This window comes from Paenibacillus sp. FW101-FHT12H11, from assembly GCF_058790355.1.
Map to the genome: position 1 here is coordinate 361,663 of NZ_JBYTCO010000009.1, position 25,525 is coordinate 387,187.

25 protein-coding genes are annotated in these 25,525 nt (G+C 46.3%); 6 read left to right on the top strand and 19 right to left on the bottom strand.

Translation table 11 applies throughout. The features are described from left to right. Positions 1-90: 90 nt before the first annotated feature. From AC3WTJ_RS27795 to AC3WTJ_RS27810, 4 genes are all read right to left on the bottom strand, one after another. Positions 91-750 (bottom strand): TVP38/TMEM64 family protein, encoded by a 660-nt coding sequence (locus AC3WTJ_RS27795; RefSeq protein WP_492524545.1) that lies wholly within the window; start codon positions 748-750, stop codon positions 91-93. Continuing rightward, the gene (locus AC3WTJ_RS27800; protein ID WP_492524546.1) at positions 731-2,086 is read right to left on the bottom strand and encodes a polysaccharide deacetylase family protein; all 1,356 of its coding nucleotides are present in this window, start codon (positions 2,084-2,086) and stop codon (positions 731-733) included. The genes AC3WTJ_RS27795 and AC3WTJ_RS27800 overlap by 20 nt, the downstream gene beginning before the upstream one ends. A gap of 30 nt (positions 2,087-2,116) precedes the next feature. Then, positions 2,117-3,256, bottom strand: a complete 1,140-nt coding sequence (locus tag AC3WTJ_RS27805) for an MGDG synthase family glycosyltransferase (protein WP_492524547.1) — start codon at positions 3,254-3,256, stop codon at positions 2,117-2,119. 349 nt (positions 3,257-3,605) lie between these two features. Beyond that, entirely contained in the window at positions 3,606-4,460 is an 855-nt protein-coding gene (locus tag AC3WTJ_RS27810) for a helix-turn-helix domain-containing protein (protein WP_492524548.1), read from the bottom strand. Positions 4,461-4,570: 110 nt separating this feature from the next. On the opposite strand from AC3WTJ_RS27810, the gene AC3WTJ_RS27815 reads away from it, so the two are divergent. After that, positions 4,571-5,731: an epoxide hydrolase family protein gene (locus AC3WTJ_RS27815; protein ID WP_492524549.1), complete on the top strand. Its 1,161-nt coding sequence runs from the start codon at positions 4,571-4,573 to the stop codon at positions 5,729-5,731. 47 nt (positions 5,732-5,778) lie between these two features. Here the strand turns inward: AC3WTJ_RS27815 and AC3WTJ_RS27820 are convergent, their stop codons facing one another. Next, complete coding sequence (locus tag AC3WTJ_RS27820) at positions 5,779-6,816, bottom strand: YeiH family protein (protein ID WP_492524550.1); 1,038 nt, start codon at positions 6,814-6,816, stop codon at positions 5,779-5,781. A 175-nt stretch (positions 6,817-6,991) separates the two neighbouring features. Between AC3WTJ_RS27820 and AC3WTJ_RS27825 the strand changes: the two genes are divergently transcribed. After that, complete coding sequence (locus AC3WTJ_RS27825) at positions 6,992-7,888, top strand: LysR family transcriptional regulator (RefSeq protein ID WP_492524551.1); 897 nt, start codon at positions 6,992-6,994, stop codon at positions 7,886-7,888. Between the two features lie 234 nt (positions 7,889-8,122). Here AC3WTJ_RS27825 and AC3WTJ_RS27830 read toward each other — a convergent pair whose 3' ends face one another. Together AC3WTJ_RS27830 and AC3WTJ_RS27835 are read right to left on the bottom strand one after the other, a co-directional pair. Continuing rightward, positions 8,123-8,917 carry a TrmH family RNA methyltransferase gene (locus AC3WTJ_RS27830; RefSeq protein ID WP_492524552.1) on the bottom strand — a complete coding sequence of 265 codons (795 nt, stop codon included), beginning with the start codon at positions 8,915-8,917 and terminating at the stop codon, positions 8,123-8,125. Positions 8,918-8,926: 9 nt separating this feature from the next. Next, complete coding sequence (locus AC3WTJ_RS27835; RefSeq protein WP_407870890.1) at positions 8,927-9,586, bottom strand: potassium channel family protein; 660 nt, start codon at positions 9,584-9,586, stop codon at positions 8,927-8,929. Positions 9,587-9,748: 162 nt separating this feature from the next. Between AC3WTJ_RS27835 and sspI the strand changes: the two genes are divergently transcribed. Beyond that, positions 9,749-9,952: a small acid-soluble spore protein SspI gene (gene sspI / locus AC3WTJ_RS27840; RefSeq protein ID WP_127453137.1), complete on the top strand. Its 204-nt coding sequence runs from the start codon at positions 9,749-9,751 to the stop codon at positions 9,950-9,952. Positions 9,953-10,226: 274 nt separating this feature from the next. Here the strand turns inward: sspI and AC3WTJ_RS27845 are convergent, their stop codons facing one another. The 4 genes from AC3WTJ_RS27845 to AC3WTJ_RS27860 are packed head-to-tail and all read right to left on the bottom strand — an operon-like array spanning position 10,227 to position 14,241. Continuing rightward, the gene (locus tag AC3WTJ_RS27845; RefSeq protein WP_492524553.1) at positions 10,227-11,321 is read right to left on the bottom strand and encodes a Gfo/Idh/MocA family protein; all 1,095 of its coding nucleotides are present in this window, start codon (positions 11,319-11,321) and stop codon (positions 10,227-10,229) included. A 21-nt stretch (positions 11,322-11,342) separates the two neighbouring features. Then, positions 11,343-11,972: a ThuA domain-containing protein gene (locus AC3WTJ_RS27850; RefSeq protein WP_492524554.1), complete on the bottom strand. Its 630-nt coding sequence runs from the start codon at positions 11,970-11,972 to the stop codon at positions 11,343-11,345. Positions 11,973-12,009: 37 nt separating this feature from the next. Further along, on the bottom strand, positions 12,010-13,170 hold the full coding sequence (locus tag AC3WTJ_RS27855; RefSeq protein WP_407870887.1) for a Gfo/Idh/MocA family protein: 1,161 nt from the start codon (positions 13,168-13,170) through the stop codon (positions 12,010-12,012). A 39-nt stretch (positions 13,171-13,209) separates the two neighbouring features. After that, positions 13,210-14,241: a LacI family DNA-binding transcriptional regulator gene (locus tag AC3WTJ_RS27860; RefSeq protein ID WP_407870886.1), complete on the bottom strand. Its 1,032-nt coding sequence runs from the start codon at positions 14,239-14,241 to the stop codon at positions 13,210-13,212. 322 nt (positions 14,242-14,563) lie between these two features. On the opposite strand from AC3WTJ_RS27860, the gene AC3WTJ_RS27865 reads away from it, so the two are divergent. Then, positions 14,564-15,844, top strand: a complete 1,281-nt coding sequence (locus tag AC3WTJ_RS27865; RefSeq protein ID WP_492524555.1) for a putative bifunctional diguanylate cyclase/phosphodiesterase — start codon at positions 14,564-14,566, stop codon at positions 15,842-15,844. Here AC3WTJ_RS27865 and AC3WTJ_RS27870 read toward each other — a convergent pair. From AC3WTJ_RS27870 to zwf, 4 genes are all read right to left on the bottom strand, one after another. Then, positions 15,839-16,630 (bottom strand): YheC/YheD family protein, encoded by a 792-nt coding sequence (locus AC3WTJ_RS27870; RefSeq protein ID WP_492524556.1) that lies wholly within the window; start codon positions 16,628-16,630, stop codon positions 15,839-15,841. The two genes, AC3WTJ_RS27865 and AC3WTJ_RS27870, sit on opposite strands and share 6 nt — an antisense overlap. 207 nt (positions 16,631-16,837) lie before the next feature. Next, on the bottom strand, positions 16,838-18,421 hold the full coding sequence (locus AC3WTJ_RS27875; protein WP_157319721.1) for a peptide chain release factor 3: 1,584 nt from the start codon (positions 18,419-18,421) through the stop codon (positions 16,838-16,840). Between the two features lie 67 nt (positions 18,422-18,488). After that, on the bottom strand, positions 18,489-19,559 hold the full coding sequence (locus tag AC3WTJ_RS27880; RefSeq protein WP_492524557.1) for a metallophosphoesterase family protein: 1,071 nt from the start codon (positions 19,557-19,559) through the stop codon (positions 18,489-18,491). Between the two features lie 104 nt (positions 19,560-19,663). Then, positions 19,664-21,199 carry a glucose-6-phosphate dehydrogenase gene (gene zwf / locus AC3WTJ_RS27885; RefSeq protein WP_492524558.1) on the bottom strand — a complete coding sequence of 512 codons (1,536 nt, stop codon included), beginning with the start codon at positions 21,197-21,199 and terminating at the stop codon, positions 19,664-19,666. Between the two features lie 190 nt (positions 21,200-21,389). Here zwf and AC3WTJ_RS27890 point away from each other — a divergent pair, with 190 nt between their 5' ends. Beyond that, positions 21,390-21,761: a hypothetical protein gene (locus AC3WTJ_RS27890; protein WP_492524559.1), complete on the top strand. Its 372-nt coding sequence runs from the start codon at positions 21,390-21,392 to the stop codon at positions 21,759-21,761. Positions 21,762-21,802: 41 nt separating this feature from the next. On the opposite strand, the gene AC3WTJ_RS27895 is transcribed toward AC3WTJ_RS27890, so the two are convergent. Then, positions 21,803-22,249: a GNAT family N-acetyltransferase gene (locus AC3WTJ_RS27895; RefSeq protein WP_492524560.1), complete on the bottom strand. Its 447-nt coding sequence runs from the start codon at positions 22,247-22,249 to the stop codon at positions 21,803-21,805. A 153-nt stretch (positions 22,250-22,402) separates the two neighbouring features. Between AC3WTJ_RS27895 and AC3WTJ_RS27900 the strand changes: the two genes are divergently transcribed. Next, positions 22,403-23,089 (top strand): hypothetical protein, encoded by a 687-nt coding sequence (locus AC3WTJ_RS27900; protein ID WP_492524561.1) that lies wholly within the window; start codon positions 22,403-22,405, stop codon positions 23,087-23,089. 67 nt (positions 23,090-23,156) lie between these two features. On the opposite strand, the gene lepB is transcribed toward AC3WTJ_RS27900, so the two are convergent. The 3 genes from lepB to AC3WTJ_RS27915 are packed head-to-tail and all read right to left on the bottom strand — an operon-like array spanning position 23,157 to position 25,501. Beyond that, entirely contained in the window at positions 23,157-23,705 is a 549-nt protein-coding gene (lepB, locus tag AC3WTJ_RS27905) for a signal peptidase I (RefSeq protein ID WP_127453163.1), read from the bottom strand. Positions 23,706-23,731: 26 nt separating this feature from the next. Continuing rightward, on the bottom strand, positions 23,732-24,379 hold the full coding sequence (locus tag AC3WTJ_RS27910) for a response regulator (RefSeq protein WP_127453164.1): 648 nt from the start codon (positions 24,377-24,379) through the stop codon (positions 23,732-23,734). A 60-nt stretch (positions 24,380-24,439) separates the two neighbouring features. Next, positions 24,440-25,501, bottom strand: coding sequence for a sensor histidine kinase (locus tag AC3WTJ_RS27915; RefSeq protein ID WP_127453165.1), 1,062 nt, complete (start codon positions 25,499-25,501; stop codon positions 24,440-24,442). Positions 25,502-25,525: the final 24 nt, after the last annotated feature.

Here is a 25,525-nt window from a genome sequence, read left to right on the forward strand (position 1 = left end):
GAATGAAAATGCAAGAACGCTATCCGTTCTTGATGCGGTAATTAGCGGGAGAACGGTTCAAGAACGGGGGGCGTTCTTGGGGTTATTCTTTCATACCCGATCAGAAACGCGTCTCCGCCTACCTTTTATCAGCAAGCTTACTCCTAGCAGTCCTATAAATATGACGATGCCAACAGCTCCCCATAAGAGGGAACCGTTACGGACCCCCGCATAAAGACCACTCATTGCAATCGTAAAAGGAAGTATGCCCAAGCCAGTGGTCCAGATAAAAGACCATATGTTTACTCTCAAAAAACCAAACGCATAATTCACAAAATGATACGGGACCAAAGGAACGAATCTAATGAGTAAAAGACCAAACGTTTCATGCCTTTCTGTGAACTCTTCTACTTTTTGTAGAAATGGCTGCGCTAATTTACCGAAGAAAGGCTTTGCAATCCATTTGGTTACATACAGCGCACCCACCGCGCCCAGTACACCGCCTATCCACGAATAAACCCCGCCCCAAACGGCGCCATATATTTCCATGAGCGCAATAGAGATAAACTCTCCAGGTACTGGGAGAATATTTACAATAGACTGAACAAGGATGCCAATCATAATGCCTATCCACCCAAGATCACGAATACGATGAATGAGCCCATCTGCTTCTCCTGTATGAACAAGATACAGATAATAACCCGAGATACCAACAATGACAAGTATACTTATTACGCTAAAAAGCTTCGTATTAGGTCCTGTTTGCTTCATATAAAACTTCCTGACTGAGCGAAATCGCATGCTCTGAGATCGGCATAGGTTCCACAGTAGCCGCGTATTTTTTGTAGAGTTCCTCAGTAGAAATAGTTGCTATTCTTGGAGACAATAGGTCACTTTTCAGTTTTAATCGTTCTCTTCCGTTAGGATGAAGAACATACAATAATGTCTTTAAATAAATCTGTGTAAATCTGCTAAACAAACCTTTTGGCAATTCTGTCACGGTAAAACCTAATTGTCTGGAACCTCTGTGTATCATAGTGATTCCGTAGATCGCTTTGACTTTTTCGGGCATGCTGTGAATACGTTGGGCCAGTGTGGGCAGAAAGCTCTGTACATCATGTTTCATTTTGACAGCAAGTTGGAACATAGAGCTAGATTCCGTAATCAATTGATGAAGCTTCTCATTATTAAAATGAAGTTCAACAACCAGATCTCCGGAGTTCAACGCCTCCCCACTTCCCAAATCGATCGTTTTCCCGTGATATTTGCACACGCGGCTGTAGAAAATTTGATTATCCACATCAATTGGCCGAATATTGAATAACCAATTGAACATGCGTTCCCATTTCAACCAGATGAAAACGAGACATTTCTTTACAAGCCCGCTTGGCTTCCTCTTCTTAAATTGCAGTAGTTGTAAATAGGTATCTATGGGGAGAAAAGGAAAGTTTCGCTGTTTGCATATTTCAAGGAAATCCTCGAGGGCTTTCAACATATAGTGAGGAGCGTCTCGATTCGCCCCGAAAGTCTGCCCGCTATCATGAAGCACGATAACATGATTCATTTGTAGTTTGGATAGTAAGGTAGACCTTATGCGGTTCTTGCCTCCCCTGCTTCTCCAATCTTTTACCATTAACGACCAGAGAACCAAACGATATTGCTTCACTAAGAATAGGTCAAAGACATTAATAATCCCCCACGGAGGGCGATAATAAATCGGCTTTACCCCAATAATTTTCTCAATCGCTTCTACAGAATCATTTAATTGCTTTCGAACCCTTTTGGGGGTCATAAGGGCATTTGTCCAATGGACGTAATTGTGAATGCCGATCAGATGACCTTCATGATGAATACGTAGAATGATCTCTGGATACTTCTCTGCTTTGGACCCAAGTACAAAAAACGCGGCTTTGATCTGATATTTGGAGAGAAGATCCAACAATTGCGGCGTAAACTCCGGATCAGGACCATCGTCAAAGGTTAAAGCTATGCCGTCCTTGCTCACTTTCTTTTTGTACACCCACAGACAAAGTAAACGAACGATAATCGTAGGCAAAATTGTATATAGAAGCAGTACGATAAAGATGCACCATAACAATGTATGCAAGCCAATCACATTCTTTCTAGAGAGGATTGTTTAAATCATGGGTGAATTCAATATCGCTTGTTCTCTCCTGCGTCCAAAAATCGTACGAAGAACGTCCGTAACGATCCGTTCTGCTGATTTTCTATGATGTAAGAATTCCATTTTGTTTTTTACTAGAGAAACGCAAATATCATTATCTATAAATTGACGAATTTGGTTGACGAGATCACTCATAGAATAGCTGATAAATGCAATACCTTTTTCAGAAAAATAAGTGGCATTATCCTTTTCTTGACCAGCGAACGGCCGATAGATAAAAAGTGGCACTTTTAGAGCAAGAGATTCAGCTAATGTTAATCCTCCTGCTTTACTAATGATACATGTGGCTGAAGCCATGAGTTCATCCATCCGCTCGACGAAACCCAGAATTGTGACTCTGTTATTATTTTGAAATTGCTTTGTCAGGTGTTGATTCAACTTAGCATTGCGGCCACATACCACAGTAATCGGACAATCCCTTATACCATCAAGACTTTTTATCATTTTAGCGGTAAGGTCTAATTGACTATATGCACCAACTATAATAAGTATCATTTTATTGTTATTATTCTCATTCGGATAGTTATTATTTTCAAAAGCATCTCGGATAGGTATCCCCGTTACTTCTACGCCCTTTTCATTGATGCCATTCTCGATCATATTTGCTTTCAAATCTTCACTTGCCACATAGTATTTATCAATTGCAGGATGAAGCCATCTTGCGTGAATGACATAATCTGTCATGATCGTGAACGTTGGAATATCGAAGAGCTTGCTTACAATAGGAGAAGCCCCATACGGAAATGTATTGATAACACCATCTGGTTGTTCTCTTTGAATAATCTCAAACAATTGTTTGGTTCCTAACCGATTCAAACCAGCGAGAACAGGACTATAGGCATTGTTTTTTTGAGTCAAATAATAACTCCAACCATAATAATGGATACCAAATCTCGCAGCATGAAAACTGCTCATATAAACAGAGGTGGATATTTTATTCAGGACTGGATGAGCTTCTTTCATCAAATCAATGATTTGCACTTGGGCAAGGCCATATCGGCGACAATACTCTTTAATCGCGTATGCGGCTAGTTCGTGCCCCGCGCCATAACTCGCAGTAAGTACTAGAATCCGAGGTAATTTTGTCGTCAATTCGCATTTCCTCCAGTGAGTTAGTCTACACTGCCTGATATTGGTTTGTGAAATACATCTAAGATTAGTCCCATCATAATGAAGTTTATTAAAGTTATTGTGAACTAATTCTTAAGTTTTTCTTAACAGGATTTATTCCTAATAACCACCCGAGTGAATACTCAAACATCTAATTAAAAATTTACATGGGTCCTCATTTCTATCTTACCAACGTACTTAAACGAAGTCTAAATAAATCGATGAACGATGCCTTAATTTTTCACTCGGCCGTCTAGGTTCTGCTCATGCAAAAAAATCCATGTCTTTATAAAACAAAAAACCGCAGCTAGGCGGCTTCTATATATGAATTCTATTGGACTGTGGCGAACTTGCGAGTAGTGTTCCTATATTTTGTAGGTGAGATGCCTTTTTTAGCCGTGAATTGCTTGATAAAGTATGTGTCATACTCAAATCCTGTAGCGCGTGCGATTTCATCAAGCTTCATACCTGTATGAGTTAAAAGCTCACATGCAACTTTCAATCGATGTGACAGCAAGTAACCCATAGCTGTATTTCCACACCTTTCCTGAAACATCTTATTCAGGGTCACACGGTTTAAATGAGCGCAATTCGTCAGATCTTCCTGAGAAATCTTTCTGGAATAGTTCATTTCTATATATTCTAATACGGAATCAACAGGTGATTGTTCTCGATTTCGATTTAAATCCTCCAGCAAACCCAATATTTGAATGAGGTATCTTTTTACTCTGCACACCCAACGTGAATCACTTTGCGCTTGCACTTCCATACCCAGTATAAAAAACCATTCAAATAAAAGCGGATATGCCTTCTCGGTGACGCGGGGTATCGTTGTATATGGATCATCTCTTTGAAAAAGTGAATGACCTGTTTGTATTCGCGGCCCCGTCGGAACATAGCCCTCCGTATCGGAAAGAACTGTGGTGTTCAGAAATTCGGAATGAAAATGAAAGGATTGTGCAGCAATATTTTGTTTCTCCATGACTTTCATATCATCTGTTCCAGCTAAGCAAAGAATACCAGGAGCGACAATGGAAATCGGCCTTTCATTTAATGTCCCGCTCATACTTCCTGACGTAATAAGAATCAGCGTAAGACGTTCAGGATTAGGAAGTTTGCTGAAATCCTCCACTGCGGCAAATTCAATATTCACGGTTCGGTTTTTGTGTCGATCTATTTGCGGCATAGCAATCACCTATCAAATATTATAGTTAAATACTTCATTAATGGCAGTGTACCAGACAAGGGTCAGAGATATAATAGCGATTGTACCAACAAAAGGAGGGAAAAACCACAATGGCTATTGAACGTTTTCATATTCATGTCTCTGACGAAATCCTTGACGATCTAACATACAGACTGCATCACACGCGTTGGCCAGATCAAATAGAAAACGCGGGCTGGGAACGAGGCACAGAATTAAGTTATTTAAAGTCGCTCATTTCTTATTGGAAAGAACATTATAACTGGCGCGCGCAAGAATCCAATTTGAACCGCTTGACCCAGTTTTGCTGCAATATTGACGGCATAGACGTGCACTTCGTACATGAACGTGGTAAAGGACCGAATCCAATGCCCATTATTCTTACCCATGGATGGCCCGACAGTTACCTTCGTTATCAAAAGATCATTCCTCTTCTTACCGATCCTGCCAGCTACGGCGGTAACCCTGAGGATTCTTTTGACGTGATTGTCCCTTCACTACCTGGATTTGGATTCTCTAGTCACCCTAAACATTCTGGCATCAACAATTTTCGCGTCTCGGAGATGTGGGCTAAGCTAATGACAGAAGAATTAGGGTACCACAAATTTGCTGCCGCAGGTGGGGATATTGGGTCAGGAGTTACAAGATATCTGGCATCAAACCATCCTGAACTGTTATACGGCATCCACTTAACCGATATCGGCATTATAAGGAGCCTCATGACTTCATCTGATCAGACGAACTTTACAGAAGAAGAACTGCAATACAAGAAAAACGCCTCCGAATGGATCAATCAGGAAGGTGGCTATATGTCCGTTCAATCGACAAGACCACAGAGCCTTGCTTATGGACTAACCGATTCACCGGCAGGCTTGGCTGGCTGGATCATTGAAAAATATCGTGCTTGGAGCGATTGCAACGGTAACCTTCAGCAGAAATTCAATAAGGATGAACTAATCACTCATATTATGCTGTATTGGGTTACGAACACGATCGGTTCGTCAGCACAGATGTATTATGAAAATTCACATTCTTTACCACCATTGGGCTATATAGAGGTACCGACAGGCATCGCATTGTTCCCTGCAGATATTTTGCTGCCACCCAAGGAATGGGCAGTACGCAACCTAAATGTAATTCACTGGGCTTCGCTGCCCCGTGGCGGACATTTTACCGCTATGGAAGAACCCGAACTTCTGGCTCAGGACATTCGTAACTTTTATAGGACTTTTAGAGTGAAGATGAAATATTAATAACCTCCCAAAAAGAGAATGGAGAAAGGTATCACCAGTAATCCAAGTTACTTTAATCCAAACAGATCAATCAGAAGATAGCCTAGAATTGAAAGTAATACCGACCCTATAAAGCCAGCAGCAAACGACTTCATCCCCAAGCGTCGGAACGTGGCCAAATCAACATTAAGCCCAAGACCAGCCATAGCCATCGCAATCAGGAAATAGGCAAGAAGAATGATTTGATTGGTAAAACCAGTTGGCACGATGCCTAATGTATTTATTCCACTCATAACAAGGAACCCTAGAATAAACCATGGAATCGGAATGGATCTCCAGTTAGCTTTTTGGACGACCGTATTTTTCTTACGCTCAGTGCGGTTCGTCCAGACCCCAAGCACGATGGCCACTGGTACCAACAGAGCTACTCGTGTTAATTTCACAATGACAGCCAGATCAACGGCATCTTTACCTCCGGGAGCCGCCGCTGCGATGACATGCGCGATTTCGTGAAGGGTTGCCCCAGAGAAGATACCATACCCTTTTGCTGTTAAGCCTAGGATCGGATATAGAATCGTATAGAGTAGTGTGAAAATGGTGCCCAGAATAGCAACAGTCGCGGCTCCAATAGCTGTCTCATTATCATTCGCCTTAATTTGCGGAGATATCGCTACAACTGCAGCAGCCCCGCAAATAGCTGTGCCACAGGCTGTCAAAATGCCTAAGCGGTTTTCCACCTTAAACAACTTCGCTAAACCATAAACAACACAAATCGTAAAAACGATATTAATGACTGCAATAGCCAAAACTTTAGGACCAGCGTGAACGATATCGATCAAATTCAATCTCATCCCCAACAAGATGATGCCGTAGCGTAAAAGCGTTTTGCTTGAGAAAGAGATCCCTTTTATTGCTTGCTGCGGAACTCCAATAACACTTCTGTAAAGCATACCAAGCAGTATCGCTATCACAAGTTGGCCCATAATACTGAGAAACGGAAAGCCCCCTAGATACTTTGCAACGACTGCAAGAACGAAAGTTATGCTAATTCCTTGCACGAACTCTTGCCCCTTTTTCTTCATTGGTAAGGCATATAAGATTTCCATCGTCCTCACCCTTTCCTTTAAGTTAAAAACTTCGTTGTCCTTTACCTCTTTCACTATAAGGCCACTCGAATAATAAGTGAAATATCAATAACCAATCTTTATCATGAGAAAAACTTATGATTAAGTTGTAGCCCTTCCGAAGAATTTGTACAATATAGTTCTAGGGGGTATGGAAATGATTGTGGATGCACTTCGTGTGTTTGTTACGGTAGCAGAGCAAAATAATTTCTCTAGAGCCGGAGAATTGTTAAACTTGTCCCAGCCAGCCGTGTCCTTACAAATTCGCAACCTGGAAAACGAATTCAATGCCAAACTTATGCATCGATCACCAAAACATGTTGTTCTTACAGACGCAGGAGAGATACTCTATCGGCAAGCTAAACAAATACTTTCTCTTTACGAACAAGGAAAACAAGACATCCATTTACTCCATCAAAAAGTAACAGGATCTATTCAAATTGGAGCTAGTTTTACAATTGGTGAATATATTTTGCCGCGGCTGCTTGCTAATTTTGCCAATCAGTTTCCAGAGGTCGATTTGTCTTTGACAATTGCAAATACGGAAGAGATTGCCTTAGCGCTGAAAGCCAACAAACTTGATCTAGGTTTAGTTGAGGGAGAAGTATCACAGAATGGGATTCAAATTACAACTTATATGAAAGATGAAATGCTGCTCATAGCATCTCCGGATCATCCATTATGCGCCAAAAAGACCGTGAAACCGGATATGCTCCATGATTGCACCTGGGTTCTCAGGGAACATGGCTCCGGCACTCGGTCTTATAGCGATAAGTTCATTCATACGAACGACTTGCGCGTTAAACGGTCATATGTCTTTACCAGCAGCCAAGGAGTCAAAGAAGCTGTTGCTGCGGGCTTGGGAATGTCCATTCTGTCACGCTGGATTGTTCGCAAAGAGTTGGAAGCTGGAGAGATTACAGCTATCCCTCTCAATCCCAAGCTAACAGAACGTGATTTCTGGTTTATTCAAAATAAAGATAATTCTTCCTCAATGGCTGTTCAAATGTTCATACAAAAGCTGTTGGAGCTAACGCCTTTCGTGCGTTCTTGATTTGAGACAATTAGCGGATGGGTAATCTATGCTAGCGTTAAGTTGGTCAAGGAACGATACACCCTTGAGGAACTTAACGCCGCTATTATTATCAAATTCAGCCCATGCGAAATAGAGCCCAGTAGTTCCCGTCGTTGGCCAGGGAGGAACCGCTCAGAAAAAGGCACCCTCAAAATTCTGAGAGTGCCTTATCGTTTATTATTTGCGGTGGTGGCGGCTATGAATGCCCATGAGCTACATCAACCGCTGCCGCGAGGCCTCAAACAACAGCACCGTAGCCGCCATGGCCACATTCAGCGACTCCGCCTTCCCCTGCATCGGAATGATGACCTGCACATCCGACAGCGCAGCAACCTCCGGCGACACGCCCCGGCCCTCGTTGCCGAGAATCAGCCACGTCGGCTGCCGCAGGTCCGTGTCGTAACACGAGCTCTGCGCCTGCAGGCTCGTGGTCACGAGCCGCACGCCGCGCTCACGCGCACGCGGCAGCAGGAGCCCCAGATCTGCCTCCACAATCGGCAGATGATACATCGATCCCATCGTCGAGCGGATCGTCTTGGGATTATACAGATCGACCGTGCCGCGGCCGAGCACAACCGCTTTGGCACCGACCGCATCCGCGCTGCGGATGATGGTGCCGAGGTTGCCCGGGTCCTGGACGCCGTCCAAGACCACAACAAGATCATGCTCGCCAGCGAGCAGCTCGTCCATGCCCAGCTGCGGCCGAGCAACAATAGCCAGCACGCCCTGCGGCGTCTGTGTGTCCGTGCATTTCTCCAGAACGGCTTGGCTCACGCCGACCCATTCTACCGCACCTGGTGATGACAGAACAGCCAGACTGTCCGGTAAACCTTTTTCCAGGCTAAAAATAACGGTTTCGACAGAGGCCCCCGCACGCAGCGCTTCTTCCACAAGATGATGACCCTCGATGATGTATTTCCCTTGCTTGTCCCTACCCTTGCGCTCCAAAAGCTGTGCCCATTCTTTCACGCGGGCGTTTTGAACAGACATAATTTCCGTATGTGTCATTTCCTCTACCTACTCTGCAAAAGTCACTTCAAACGTTTGAAGATCCGAATTTTTTCCAACGACAACCAAAATATCATCAGATCGCAGCTTTTCCTCCGCGCTTGGCGGAATAATCAGCTTGTCATTCTGTTTAATCGCTATCACATTACAGCCGTATTTGGCCCTAATATCAAGTTCTTTTAGATTTTTGCCAATCATTTGACGAGAGGCTTGAATCTCCACAATGCTGTGGTCTGAGGACAATTCTATGTAATCAACAATATTAGATGAGATCAAGTGATGCGCCACACGCTGTCCCATATCCCTCTCTGGATAAACAACCTTGTCAGCGCCGATTTTCTTAAGCACCTTCCCATGCAAGTCATTCACTGCTTTCACAACCACCGTAGGTATTCCCATTTCTTTGAGAATTAATGTGGTCAAAATACTGGCTTGAATATCCTCCCCAATGGCGACTACGACAACGTCAAAATTGCGTATTCCCAGAGCCCGGAGCGCTTCTTCATCCGTTGAATCCGCTTGTACGGCGTGCGTGACGATCGATGAGATCTCTTGCACAGTCTCTTCACGAGAATCAATGGCCATGACTTCAAAACCTAATTGTGACAACGTTCTGGCAATGCTGGACCCGAATCTTCCCATTCCAATAATGGCAAATTGTTTTCTCATAGGTTGGCGTTTCCTCCAAATTCCCAATATGATTTTAAATTATAACATACTTGCGATCTGTAAACGCACTGTGCGCGGAAAGAGGCGAAGGTGGAGGATGAACCACCGTCAACTTGTGCATATTAGTATCGATAACGAAAGGGAAGCGAGGTCCACGAACGAATGAATATTACATTAAGACAGGCCATCGTCCAGAGAGTCCAAAATAAATCCAATGACGAACTTCAAGAAATTATTGAAGATTCGATTGGCGGGGAAGAAAGGGTATTGCCCGGGCTAGGTGTGCTTTTCGAAATCATATGGCAGCATAGTGAAGCCAATATCCAAAATGAACTCGTTGAAACCTTAAAAGGGCATCTCCCTTGACCTCAAATCCCTACCATCGGCTAGGGGGCTGCTTCATGCAATCCCTTAGCTGCTTATTCCCACAATATATCCATCTTCACCTAATTAACTGGATTTTCTACCTCTAATTCCTCCATATCCGCTATGTTTCATTCAAATTCAATCATTTAGCTTGAGTTTCTACCGCTATTCCTTTCCTTGCCACCGAACTTAACGGTAGTTTGCCTTCCCCCTGCATTAAACAGAAAAAATCCCCCTCTAATCCAAGAGGAGGATATTGTATAATTGATAATTGCTACAGCACAGTGTTCGGTGACAAAGGTGCCGGTCTTTCACAGCTGCTCTGCATCACATAATGTTTCCCTTCGCTCGCTGCGTCGTGGAAGCCATGCATAGCCTCCAGAACGTGGTACGCCAGCTCGCCATTCGCACGGTGCGCTTCACTCTCACCGCTGATGAGCGCTTGCGCCATTGCCGCAACACCCAATCCGCGGCTGTTTTCTTTGTAGCCATGGGATAATGGAATCGGCTCCCAGTCGGAACCATTTTTACGAATCATCACCTGACCGCCAAAAGTATTAGGATCCGGTACGCGCAAAGAGCCATGGCTGCCATAGATTTCAATGTTCGGCAGCTGCGTGCCGCCCATAATATCAAAGCTTGTAACCAGCGTAGCAATGGCGCCGCTATGGAAATCAAGCACACCCGCAATATGCGTTGGTGTTTCAACTGTGATCTTCTGTCCGCGTTTTTTCTCGCTCTTAATTGTACGCTCCGGGAAGCTGATGCCTGTCGAGCCTGTTACACGGCGAATAGGTCCTAGCAAAGCTACTAATGCTGTAAGATAATAAGGACCCATATCGAACATAGGGCCGCCGCCTTTAGCATAGTAAAACTCAGGGTCCGGATGCCAATGCTCGTGGCCTTTACCCATCATGAAGGCCGTTGCTGCAATCGGTGTGCCGATCCAACCGTCATTGATCAGCTTCACGCATGTCTGAATACCTCCGCCTAGGAATGTATCCGGCGCGCTGCCGACCAACAATCCTTGACGGCGAGCTACCTCCAGAATGCGCAATCCCTCTTCGCGCGTAACCGCTAGCGGCTTTTCCACATAAACGTGCTTGCCCGCTTCCAATACCTGAATACATACTTCAGCGTGTGCAGCCGGAATCGTCAGATTGATGACAATGTCAATATTCGAATCATTCAAAAGCTCCTGAACCGAATACGCGTTAGGAATATTAAATTCCTCCGCCCGCGCCTTCGCTCTCCCCAAATCGATATCCGCGCAAGCGAGCAGCTCCAAATGCTCAAAGTTAGGAATATTCTTCATATAAGCAGCACTAATATTTCCGCAACCAATAATACCAACTTTCATTTTACTCATCTTTTTCGCTCCTCCTCTTCGTTATCGTGTCGCCCACAGCAAGCCGCGGCGCATAAGTTCAAGTGTTTCCGGCATCCGCACAATATTCGCTTGATGGCCAAGCGAGTTATAGTACACTTTGCCTTCGCCATAGGTTTTGGTCCACACCACAGGCATCTCCACATCGCCGAAATCTGTCACAGCATGAACCTGAATAGCAGGGTCGACATGCATGTAATATTTTTCAGAGACGACGACGAAATCGTTCATTCCCTCTGTCAGAGAATGCTGGCGATCTTTGATCCGTACCGTGTAGGTAACACCGTCATTGCCCGGATGAGCGACCCATTGACCGCCGACCATGTATTGGTATTCGACTTCATTCCGGAAGGAATCCCCCATCCCGCCGTGGCAGCCGGCAATCCCGGTTCCGCCTTCTTTCACTGCGGCAAGTAAAGGCGCCAATTGCTCTTTCTCAATTTTCCCCATCGTCCATACGGGCACAACGAGATCAATGCTTTTCAAGCGTTCCTCATCCTTAAAGCTGTCCAGCGTATCGGATACCTCCACGCCATACCCTTCTTCGCGCAATACCCCCGCAAAAATCCCAGCCACTTCCTCAGGTTGATGACCATCCCAGCCACCCCAGACAATCAATGCTTGTTTACTCATTTTGCTCAAGCTCCTCTCCGCTTCTGATTACGAACGCTTAAACCTCGCTAATTTTCACCCAACGGCGCTGCTCAATGGATTGATCCACGGCTTCCAGCACCTCTTGACACTTCACGCCATCCACAAAATTCGGAACCGGCTGACGATCTTCCGTAAGCGCATTCATAAGCTCCACAACCTCGTGCACGAACGTGTGCTCATATCCGATGGTGTGTCCAGCCGGCCACCAAGCATCCATATAAGCGTGAGGCGCATCCGTTGCCAGAACACGGCGGAACCCCTGAACATCCTCATCATCACTTGTAAAATATACCTGCAGCTCATTCAAGCGCTCGAAATCAAACTTCACACTGCCTTTACTGCCGTTAATTTCAAAAGAATTCGTACACCGGTGACCGGCTGCAAACCGCGTTGCCTCGAAGCTGCCCAGCGCCCCATTCGCGAAACGAGCCATAAACAGCGTCGCGTCATCCACGGTGACCGGTCCATGCGGCGCATCCTTGCTGCCTTTGGCGCTAAGTCCCGTCATGGAGCTCGGCAGTGGACGCTCCTTCACGAACGTCTCGCTCATACCGATGACTTCTGTCATATCGCCAACCAGGAAATGCGCCAGATCGATCAGATGCGCGCCCAAGTCACCATGCGAGCCAGAGCCGGCAATTTCCTTCTGCAAGCGCCACACCAGCGGGAATGTCGGATCTACGATCCAGTCCTGCAGGAACCACGCGCGGAAGTGATAGATCTCGCCGAGTCGACCGCTCTCGACCAGCTTCTTCGCGAGCTGCACCGCAGGAGCAAACCGATAGTTGAAGCCGACCATGTGCTTCACCCCAGCGGTTTCAGCCGCCTCCAGCATCTCCCTTGCATCCGCAAGGGTCAGCGCCAGCGGCTTCTCACAGAACAGGTGCTTGCCGGCTTTGGCTGCTGCAAGCGCGATTTCCTTGTGCGCGTCGCTGGGAGCATTGATATCGACGATGTCGATCTCGGGATGCGTGACCAGCTCGCGCCAGTCGGTGACGTAACCATCCCAGCCGAACTGCTCGGCAGCGGTTTTGACACCGTTCTCATCGCGACCGCAGATGAGCTTCATGTTCGGCACCGCCGTCTGCGGGAAGAACATGTGCAAATCCTTATAAGCATGGCTGTGCGCCTTGCCCATAAACTTATAACCGACCATACCAATATTGAATGATTTCATAACATTGAAAACCTCCTTAAGTGGTTAATCGTTCTATCCTTATATAAGCGAACTGCTCTTAGATGACTGGCGGATGATGAGCTCAGTTGGCAGCTTAACATTGGGAGAATTCACACTTTCCCCCTGCATAACGCGAGCCAATACACCTCGTGCCGCTTCTTTTCCCATCTCATAAAAGGGCACATTAATACTGCTGAGCGGTGGGTCGCTCAGTTTGGCGGCATCAGAGTCGTCGCAGCCCACAACGGCAAAATCGCGACCTGCCACCCAACCTTTTTCCCGGAGTCCTTGCATCAGGCCGATAGCCATGCGATCATTGGCGGCAAATACCGCTTCCACCTGCTCCCGCTGTGCCCATAGCTTCTCCGCTGCTTCATAACCGCTTTTCCGGCTGTAATTGCCTTCAAGCAGCATCTCGTGTGGCGTCTCAAGCCCTGCATCGTACATGGCTTTCAGATAGCCTTGAAGTCTGTCCCCCGAATTGGAGTACTCCGGCGAGCCGTTCAAGAAGGCAATCTTCTTGTAGCCCTCCTCCTGCAAATGGCGAACAGCCTGATAACTGCCATCGACATGATCGGCATCCACTTCGTGAAAGGCTAAACCCTCAAAATGCTGATTCACCAAACAGAAGGGGTGCCCCTGCTCCTGCAGCTGTTGAAGCGATTCTCGCTGGTCCGGTGTATCTCTTGCGCCCAGAATGACACAAGCATCCACTTTCTGCGATCGGTAGAGCCTTGCGTAGTCCAAGCTTTCATCCGGCTTGAGCAACGATAGAAGCAAGTCGTAACCCTGCTCCCTTACTTGCTCGCCGATCCCGCTTAAGATTTCTGCAAAATAATACGCTGAGAACAGATGCACCTTAGGCATATAAGGAAGCACCACACCGAGATTTCCGCTGCGTCTTCGTGCAAAGCTTTGCGCAATCGCATTCGGATGATAATTCAGCTGGCTAGCCGCTTCCAGAACACGCGCCTTGGTAGCAGGCTTCATGGGCCCGAGCCCATTGAATACACGGGAAACAGTCGCTTCGGATACACCGGCTAATTCAGCAACCTCTTTTCTAGTCACCATGTAGAAGCCTCCATTATTCATTACTGAAATCGTTTATGTACACGCGTACATTTTCTCATTCAAGGGTACTTTTTGTCAATACATCACAGCCAAAAAATATTCTTCTCACATTTCGACACCAACGCCCATTTCCAACGAATAAAACTAACAAAAAACGACTAATTTCTGTAAAATGATCTAATTTATTATATTGCCTATTCCTTGTCTTTCGTTTTATGATTAAGGTTACATGGACAACTATGATGTGGGAAGAGTGATCACAATGAATGTAGCCCAGCGCCTTCTTCACTTGGCCTCATCAACTCGGCGGAGTACGAAAAAAGTGACTCGAAGTCACCTTTTAATTTTGATCAAAAAAGCGGTTAAACGCCATAGCAGAGCTATGCGCGATGCACAAATTCAAACTATTCTTACCTTGGATATTGACCGGTTTCGACATATCAATTTCTCACTCGGATATACATCCGGTGATCTTCTGTTAGCCGAAGTCGCTCATCGACTGCGTGCCCTTCCTAATTGCAGTCTTGCCATGCGATCCGGGGATGATGAATTTGCGCTCGTTATACACGCACACCATCAGGAACAGTTGTCCCAAAGTCTTTTGCAGGTACAACAGCTTTTTGAACAGTCGTTTATGATTCAGGAACATGAATGTTACATTAACGTCAGTATGGGCATGAGTGCCGTGGAGTTAACGCCAGCAACGGCAGAACAAGCGTTGAAGCAAGCTGACCAAGCACTTCTATCCGCCAAACAAACTGGCAAAAATAAGCTTGTCACCTACCATTCCATGCTTTCGCCTCAACAGACGAGCTCCATGGAAATGGAAACCGAGCTGCGCAAGGCTATTTTAGACAACCAGCTCATTTTATACTACCAGCCACGCCTTGAACTCTCTACCGGCAAAATTAGTTGTCTGGAAGCTTTGGTGCGATGGAACCATCCCAAGCTAGGCATGATTCCACCTAACGAATTCATTCCGCTGGCAGAAGAGAGCGGTTTGATTCTGCCTCTTGGTGAATGGGTGCTCCGTGAGGCTTGCCTCCAGAAAATGAGATGGCTAGACGCGGGTATTTTAGACTATCAGGTTGCTGTCAACATCTCGCCATGCCAGTTCCAGGACGAGAACTTTTCGGATAAAGCCATTCGTATCATTGAACAGACCGGCATTGATCCTGCTTATCTGGAGTTCGAAATTACAGAAAGCTCGATTATGCAAAACATGGAGAACACCATAGCGGTGTTAGAGAAGCTCTGCAACAAAGGAATCTCTATCTCAATCGATGATTTCGGAATCGGTTACTCCTCACTGAATTATCTGAAGCATTTTCCCATTCACTGTTTGAAAATAGACCGCTCCTTCGTTAAAAATATACATAGCAATAAAGATGATCTAGCGATAACCAACGCCATTATTCATCTTGGTCACGCCCTTAACGTGCAAGTGGTAGCTGAAGGTGTAGAAGAATTGAGCCAGCTTGAAATATTGCGAGAAACCACCTGCACGACCATCCAAGGTTATCTCTTAAGTCCGCCGGTTTCCGTTTACGAAATCGAGCAAAGCTTTCATCGATATGACAACAGACCGGTTATGATCTCATAACCGGCCGTATGCTTTGGCGTACCTCCGCATTTTCGCAAATATACGCTTATCCCTTAGTCTGCGGAAAATGTAAGGATCTGGACTCGTATTGACCTCTAGAATCCATGGATGCAGGTCTTTATCCAGAGCAACATCAACACCGATTTCCTTAACTCCCCGGTATTTTGTATTAATTGCTTTAGCAACGCGTTTCCCAAGCACATGCAGCTTCTTGACATAGTCATCCCGCTCACCGGCAGGCAAATAGCTGTGCAAAAGTGTTTCTACCGACTTCAGCGTTCCCCCATTGTGAAAATTCGTTACAATTTTACTCGGATGTGCCACTCTGCCAATGACGCCGGTTGTTTCCCAATCGCGCAGAGGTGTTTGCTGCACCATAATTCTGAGGTCGAAGCGGTTCCCTTTATATTTCAGCAGGTGAATCCCTTTCTGAACCAGATAAGGTGCTTTTCCCGTTTTCTTCTTGATGGAGGCATACATGTCTTCAAATGTTTTAAATCTTCTCAAATTAACCCCAAGCTGATACGAATACGGCATGATTTCTCCCTCGCCGTCTGACATTTCCACGCGAATCACGCCATTTCCGAACATACCTACATTGGGCTTAATATAGACCATTTTATGCTGAACCAGCATTTGTTTCAGTGTCTCTGCTGTCATCCATTTCGTCGTCGGCACATTTTCCCTTAGAGCTGCTGTGGCCTCTACCGCCCTGGTTTTGCCAATCTTGCTCATGACATATCTGGGGTATCTAACCTTGGTCCGTTTCTTTAACATTTTTCTCATGTCTTTCCTCCTGCTTCAGCCTATAGAAGTCGGCCTTAACTCTGCCGAGCACTTCGAAATCGAAATAGTTAAGGTGGTTTCCTGCGCGCCCTGTATTCGTAACCCGTACTTATTGTATGAAGCAAACCGTCCATCGGCAACCAAAAAAGAAGAGACCGCACACCAGATTTTACTCTGGCGCACAGCCTCTTCGGGTTATTTATAGTCTTATGGAGCACTCGTTAAAAACTTCGCATTCGGGTTCTTTTCCATGGAGGATCTTAATGCGTATTCGCTCTCGAATAGCCCGACGTAATTCCCTTTTTTATCCTTAACAAGTTGGGAGTTAATACGGAACTTGCCCGGATCGATTTTATCATCGATAATCCAGCGAGCGAACTGGTAGTTCTGACGCTGCAGCAGAATATCTACACCATATTCCGATCTCATCCGGTGCTCAAGCACCTCGAACTGTAGTTGGCCGACGACGCCAAGAATCATATCTTCGAAACCGATCGTCGTGAAGACTTGAATCATGCCTTCTTCCGTCAACTGATCGATGCCCTTGAGGAACTGCTTTTGCTTCAGTGCATTTTTGATCGAAACTTTGCTGAAAAGCTCTGGAGAGAACGTTGGAAGCTCGTCGAAAACAATGGCTTCCCCTTCGCTCAGGGAATCTCCAATTCGGAAAATACCTGGATCAAACAAGCCAATGATATCGCCGGGGAATGCCTGTTCCACGATATCGCGGTCTTGCGCTAGAAATTGCTGAGGTTGAGCCAGCTTGATATCTTTGCCCATACGGACATGCTTAACCGACATGCCGCGCTCGAATTTGCCGGACACAATGCGAAGGAAAGCAACGCGGTCGCGGTGAGCTGGGTTCATATTCGCTTGAATTTTGAAAACGTAGCCCGAGAACTTCTCTTTGGTAGGTTCGATTACACCTACCGTGCTGTTGCGCGGCTCTGGCTTTGGTGCCAGCTGCAGGAAGTTTTCCAGGAACGTCTGCACTCCGAAATTGTTCACGGCACTTCCGAAGAATACGGGGGTAAGCTCGCCCTTTAACACTTTTTCCATATCAAAAGGATCGCCCGCGACGTCCAGAAGTTCAATGTCATTGCGCAGCTGCTGATGCAGGAATTCACCGGCAATTTGGCGGACCAGCGGATCTTCCACGCCATCCACCTTGCGAACTTCAATATCTTTGTGATCCTCGCCATTGTATAGTTCCAGCTGCGACTTACCGCGATCGTAGACGCCGCAGAACTGTTTGCCTGACCCAATCGGCCAGTTCATCGGATAGGATCGAATGCCGAGCACTTCCTCCAGCTCTTCGAGAAGCTCGAATGGATCACGGCCTTCGCGGTCCAATTTGTTAATAAACGTAAAGATCGGAATACCGCGCATCCGGCAAACCTGGAATAATTTCTTGGTCTGTGTCTCGACCCCTTTGGCCACGTCAATCAACATCACGGCGCTATCCGCTGCTGTCAGCGTCCGGTACGTATCCTCACTGAAGTCTTGGTGACCAGGTGTATCCAGAATGTTAACCCGGTGCCCTTCATAGTCGAATTGCATTACGCTGGATGTAACGGAAATTCCACGTTGCTTTTCAATTTCCATCCAGTCCGATGTTGCATGCTTGCTGGCTTTGCGCCCTTTGACCGTTCCGGCTAAGCGAATCGCGCCTCCGAATAACAGCAGTTTCTCGGTCAGTGTTGTTTTCCCCGCATCCGGGTGAGAAATAATCGCGAACGTGCGCCGCTTAGCGACTTCCGTTTCGAGAAGCTTTGTGAGTTGCGTAGTCATTTGTTAGTTTAATTCCCTTCTTCTTTTACATGGATATTGCTAGATACTTCTAGGTGCTGCATATTGATTAAGCTTGGGCTTTCTGCAAATTGATACTCCAGTTCGCCTCATCCAGGAACGTACGATTGCTGAACTCTCTTCCGCGTACGACGACCTTATCGGCAAATACTTGGACATAAATACCCTGAGCTTTATTCTTAGCTTCCTGTTGATATGCACGGTTCAGCGTTCTGCCGACCGAGGCATTATGGAAATAATGGAATGTTTCCTGCACATAATGCGGGGTCCCATTCTGGAAATCTTGATGTCGGTGTCCACAGAAGACGAACACATTCTTATAGGGCTTCAGCGTTTCGCGGAATTGGATTGCGCGGATTAATTGGTGAGATCCCCCATCTGTCCCATTCGGCGGCAGCGGTTGATGTGTCATAACGAACAAAGGTCTGCCTGGTTGATACAGGGCTTTAACCCGCTCCTTGAACCAGGCCAACTGCTCATCGGAATACCATGCGCCTTCACCGACTTCCGGCTTCTCCTGGATATAGGCCTCTTGGGAAAGCAGCAGAATGGAGTGACCTTTCGTCGTAAAATCATTATAAAGCGTCTTGTAGCCAAAAAACTTTTTGAATTGCTCCCGGCTGACTTCATCGCTCTTACCGTTCGGAACGGCCGCTTGATCCCAGCTATTCGCTTTATTGATCCATATCGTGTAATAGTCGTGGTTCCCCATATTCGCATGAACGGGAGGAAGTTTATACTCACTTACAATGGTACGCAGCTCCTTATAATCTCGTTCCGTTCCTGTATCGGTTAAATCACCAGTTAACATAATGGCGTCAACGGGACCGTCGAAATGTGTAATGTCATCAAGCGCTTGCCTCAATTTCTTCACGGTTAGCGGATCACCTACGGTGACATGAAGATCGCTTAATATAAAATAGGACATTAGCGGACCTGTCGGCAACGGTTCGGCCGAAGGCTGCGCCACAGCTTGAGCGGGCTCGGGTGAAGCAGATGATACGACTGGCTGATCTTCCGCCATAAACCTCTTTTTTACCATTTGACTAAAAAAAGCACTTATTCCAACCAATGCAGCCCCGATTGCAAGCAGCCATCTTATAAAAGCTCTTCGTGACATAAATGCACCCCAAGTATAATAGTAAGGATTTACTCCGTAAGATCTATTATACCATAAAAAATCCAATAGGCGTCAGTCGCCTATTGGATGTTATGCATGCTTACTTAAGTTAAAACCGTTGTTTTTTGAACGGTTTCCCAATCGACTTCGCCTTCATTTTGACCGTTGATCGGCCACCACTTAAAGCCGTCATCCGTCAGCAGTTTAGTCGCCTCTTCAGGTCCCCAAGATCCAGCCGGATATTCCTTCAGATCATCCGTTTTCTCGTTCCATGCCGCAGCAATGCGGTCTACATAAGACCAAGCCAGCGCCACTTCATCCCAACGCGTGAAGTACGTAGAATCTCCACGGGCTGCATCATACAGCAGACGCTCATACGCTTCCGGCGTATTAATGCCGATTTGGCAGCTTTGGCAGAAATCCATAGCAACCGGAACGATGACGCCTTCCGATCCTGGCTGCTTGGCATTCATTTTCAAGTAAATGCCTTCCATCGGATTAACGCGGAAAACAAGCAGATTCGGTTCCATGTCATGCTTTTTAGCCAAATAGACGTTGTTCGGAATGTTTTTGAATTCAACAACAACCTCGGTTGTTTTGACCGGCAGCCTTTTCCCTGTCCGAATGTAGAACGGTACCCCAGCCCAACGGAAGTTATCGACATGAACACGCGCAGCGAAATACGTTTCCGTCGTCGACTGCGGGTTCACGGAATCTTCTTCACGGTAAGCCGGTAACGTTTTGCCTTTGCTGGAACCACTGGAATATTGGCCGCGAACAACGTTCGTACGAACATCATCGCCATCTTCGAACAGGCGCAAGGAACGCAGAACCTTAACCTTCTCATCGCGAATATCTTCCGGATGCAGGCGGCTAGGAGGTTCCATCGCCATCATCATCAACATTTGCAGCATATGGTTCTGGCCCATATCGCGCAAAGCGCCCGAGTGGTCGTAATATCCGCCACGCTCTTCAACACCAACTGTTTCGCTTAATGTAATTTGAATATTTGCTATGTATTTATTGTTCCATAGCGGCTCGAAGAAGGCGTTCGCGAAACGCACAAACTCAATGTTTTGAACCATTTCTTTACCCAGGTAGTGGTCAATGCGGTAAATGTCCTTCTCTTCAAAGACTTGACGGAGTTGACCGTTCAAACGCTCAGCCGAAGGCAGATCGTAACCGAATGGTTTCTCAATCACAAGACGGTGCCAACCTTTGGTTTTGAGCAAACCGCCTTCGCTTAGATTGTAGGACACGTTGCCGAAAAGCTCCGGCGCCAAAGCCAGGTAGAACAAGCGGTTCCCGCCCGTTTGATATTGCTCATCCAGTCTTGTGGACAACACGTTTAATTCGTGGAAGCCGGCCACGTTGTTAATGTCCAACGACATGTACTCGAAACGGCTTGCGAAGCGAGTCCATTCCTCATCATCCGTAATTTTGTAACGGGCAAATTCTTGGATGGAATGCTTCACGTCATCACGGAATTGTTCACTCGTCCGAGGTCTGCGAGCAAGACCGACAACGGCGAAATTTTCTCCTAATTTCCCTTCGCGATACAAGCTATAAAAAGCTGGAAATAGTTTTCTTTTCGCCAAATCGCCGGTTGCCCCGAAAATATAAAATACAGCTCCACTCATATATGCATCATTCTTTCTCTATTAGGATTAGTTAATATGCTTAGCATACCTAAAATTGTCAAGCTATTCAACTTTTCTGAGAACTTTCCCTATAACAATTTCTTATAGTGATCTAGACATTCGTCTATACCGAAATGGGGCCTTCCGAATAGGCTACAGTACATACAAATACGGAGGTGCCAAGAGTCTTATGCAGCCCATTCATCCGATCACCGAAAAAGCTTGCAAAAGCCTGTGCGGAAAACCAGTTCATCTTTATCTTAATGATGGTTCCCAAATCTTTGGAGTTTTAAGCCGCTTGGAGAAAAATACGCTCATTCTTAATGAAGAGGCTCGCCCGACGCTTAATTCAACCGCATCCAAGAAGAAACGTAAAACCACTGCCAAAGCGAAATCTGTCCAGCCAAAAAATGGAAAATTAGATCCAAACAGCCCAGAACCGCAACTTGAACGATTAAACTTTTTCGGAATGCCGCTTTTTGGCGGTCCAGCTCCCGGCCCGAACGGCCCAGAAGCCATCGATATTCCAATCGAGCGGGTTGCTGCTATGTTCAGCGAATAAAAAAAAGGCTGCCGATGACTTGCTCATCAGCAGCCCTAGTATTACCGAACAAGCTTCTTTTTCATTCGAAAGCAGCTTAGCTCAGGGAGATATTCATCAATCTCATACCCTTTGCTGGAGTAAAAGCCAATGGCATTGGGATTGCTGTCATCGACGAAAAGCTCTGCCGTGCGGCAACGCTCACTTTTCCCATACTCCTCAGCCATCTTCATGAGCTCTTTCCCTAGTCCCTTTCCCTGCTCTCGAGGATCGACAGCCAGCATATCGACGAACAGCACGTTCGATTTGCGAATAACCGAAATGAACCCATAAGGCTGTTTATATCCTTTAGCTGCCACAAACGTTTTGTTGTGGTTCAGCCGCTTGCGTATTTCCGAAAAAGTAACTGAAACGCCTGATTGATACTGTCTGGAAAAAGGCACTAACTGTTCAACAATCAAACGATGAATCGCCCGATCGTCGTTAGCAGCTAACCGTTTGCGAATCACGCTGCATCGCCTCCACAAGAAGCAATAATGCTATCTTATGTTGCTCCTGGCGGAAATGACTCAGCTACTTGCTCATCTTCCATCTGATAAGTACCAATTTACCCCAATACCTTCGAATGATATACTAGACTTATGTGAAAAGGGGTGATTGAAATGATCTATGCCTATCCTCCGATAACAGCAGTAAATAGCTATCAAACCCATAAGGATTACTATCGGGTTAGCGGTATCCGCGGCATCGCAGGCGGTAAATCTACCACGATTCGTGAGCAGCTTAATTTACCATATGAGGGCTCACCGTATCAAAAAATCGCAAAAGCTGCAGCCCAAAACGTAGCTGGATTCGTTCAAACTGCCCAGAATGCCAAGCTCACCGCACAATCCTTGGTCCAAGCAAGACCGGGCGACAACAATCGTGAAACCATCCTAGAGCCTATCCGTGAATTTGTAGATACATATAATGAACTTCAGACGTCTTTACGAGAGTCACCTGCGTACATGAATCGTTCCCTACTTGCCGGGCTAGAACAAGCCGCTAAGCCGTATTCGCTCAAAGAAATCGGGATCAACAAGCTTGATGATGGCAACCTTGAGTTTCAGGAGCAGGAGCTTCAAGGTCAAGTCAACAACCTGTCAGGCTCCTTTCGAAAAAGTCTCGACAGCCTGACCAGCTTCGCCTCTACCTTGGCGAACAATCTTGGACAGCTGCAGCAAGTTCCTACTGAAGCGTTGTTTCAAATGTCCCGTTCTGACCTAAAACCTTACGGGCAATACCGATCCAAACTCCAAGCCTACTTGCCGGTTCCGATGAGAGGACTGCTGCTAGATACACAGATGTGATTTAAAAAAAGCGACCCTCTGGAATGAGCTCATGCATCCGCATGCTCACCCAGAGGGTCGCTTTTTATTAGAAGAGCTTCTTGCCTAAGACATGATCGAGTGGAACGTATCCAATGACCCGGCTGTCCATACTGTTATTCCGGTTATCTCCCATTACGAATACGTGATCTTCCGGAACCGTCCACTCCTTGTTCCCGTTTGCTCTCATCGCCTCATTCAAATACGGCTCTTCGAGCAATTGCCCGTTCCGGTACAATTTATCGTCTTTCATCTCTAAATGGTCGCCAGGCTTCCCAATCACACGTTTGATCCACACGTGTTTGTCATCGCCTTTTGTAAATAAGCTAAGCAGAGGGCTGTCCAGCAGGTCGTTCTTGAACGTCCGCTTCAAATCAACTCTAGAATCAATAATGACGATGTCTTCATAATTAGGTTCGTAGTTGAACGTATGAGAAAGCTTTGATACATACACGCGTTGACTGTCATGCAGCGTAGGGTCCATAGAATGACCCATTACTTTGGTCGATTGGAACACAAAAACGCCAAGAAATACGACTAAAACAAAAGAAATGGCAATGGAACCAAACCAGCTCCACAATTGCTTGAGAAAATTCATCCTTATCGCTCCCTTGTCCCATGTTGCTACTCAGCCAAGCCATGCTTAAAAGCATAGATGGCAGCTTGTGTTCGATCCTCCACACCAAGCTTGGCGAGTACGTTCGTGACGTGAAATTTCACTGTTTTCACACCGATAAACAAATCATCCGCCAGTTCCTGGTTCGACTTCCCTTTGGCGATCAGCCGCAGGACTTCCATTTCCCGATCCGTCAGCTCTTCATGCGGTTCCGCTGCCGCCTTAGGCTGTCTGAAACGGTTCATAATCTTAGAGGCAACCTGAGATTCTAGAATGGATTGCCCTTTGGCCGCGGCTCGAATCGCTTGAGCAATCTCGGAAGCACGAGACGTCTTGAGCAAATAACTGAAGGCTCCAGCTTCAATCACTGGATACATTTTCTCATCATCCAAGAAGCTAGTCAACACAATGACTTTACACTCCGGATACAGCTGCAGCAGCTTCCGGGTTGTTTCGATCCCGTCCATGCCTTCCATGACCAAATCCATCAGCACGACATCCGGTCGATATTCCTGAGCCAATCGAATGCCATCTTGCCCGTTGCTGGCTTCTCCGACCACTTCAATGCCATCTTCTGTTCCCAGAACAGCGGCAAGTCCGATCCTCACCATTTCATGATCATCGACAAGCAAGACTTTAATCAATGTATCGTCCATTTGCTTCTCCTCTCGTCATCAGAACTGTTTTCCTGTTTTCCACTGCCATCAGTCCAATCGCTATACACTTTCCACTGCATCTGTAGCTAGAATCGGCACTCGAATTTCGATACGTGTACCCCGATCAGGAGCCGTAATAATGTCAACAGAGCCGCCAATTTCGTTAACCCGCTCCTTCATGGATACGATGCCGTAGGAGGTAAGTTTCTTCGCATCCAGTTCAAAACCGACACCATCATCGCGGATCGCCAGGCGAACGCCATCAGCGCGGTGCAGCAGCTTAACTTCGAGCTTATTCGCTTTGGAATGACGCAATGCATTCGAGAGAGCTTCCTGTACGATCCGGAACAGGTGATCCTCAATGCCTTTATTTAAACGAATCTCTTCGTCCATATCCCACGTAATCGCCATCGGCACCTTGGCCGCCAGCTCTTTGAGAAGCTCAACAAGCCCTTCGGACAATCGTTTTCCTTCCAAATGGATAGGCCGCAAATGAAGCAGCAGCGCCCTCATCTCCGATTGTGCAACGGAAGCCATCTCCTCAATCAGATGAATCTGCCGTTTGGCTTTCTCGAAATCCTTGTCCAAAGTTCGGCCAACAGCCGTTGCGGTCATCGAAATTGCGAACAATTGCTGGCTTACCGCATCGTGCAGCTCCCGTGCTAATCGCTGCCGTTCTTCAATAACAGCCGACAATTTCGCTTTCTCCGCAAGTTCGGCATTATTGTTAGATAGCCGCTGCAGGGAAGTAACCTGCTCTTCCCAACGTTTCATAATGCGACCGAGCTGCTCGCCGAGACGCCCGATCTCATCTTCGCCATTCTGGAAGCCTTCGCGGGCGAAGGTCCCTTTTTCAAGCAAAATCATCGTCTCCATCAGCGGCTCAAGCCGGCGTGTAATCCGTGAGCTGTTCCAGTAACCATACCCTGCGCCAATGCCTCCGATAATCACGATGGCCATGAAAACGAATTTCACACCTTCTTGCCAACTCGTAAATGGCGTGATTAGATTGTTTGAGTTCATAAAATAGATGATAGCGCCAAATACAAAAAAACTAAAAATAATCGATTCAGCCATACTGCGCCATATCATATTCGTTAATCTGCGTTTATAGCCGTCCAATATGCGCTGAACCTCCTCTAGACG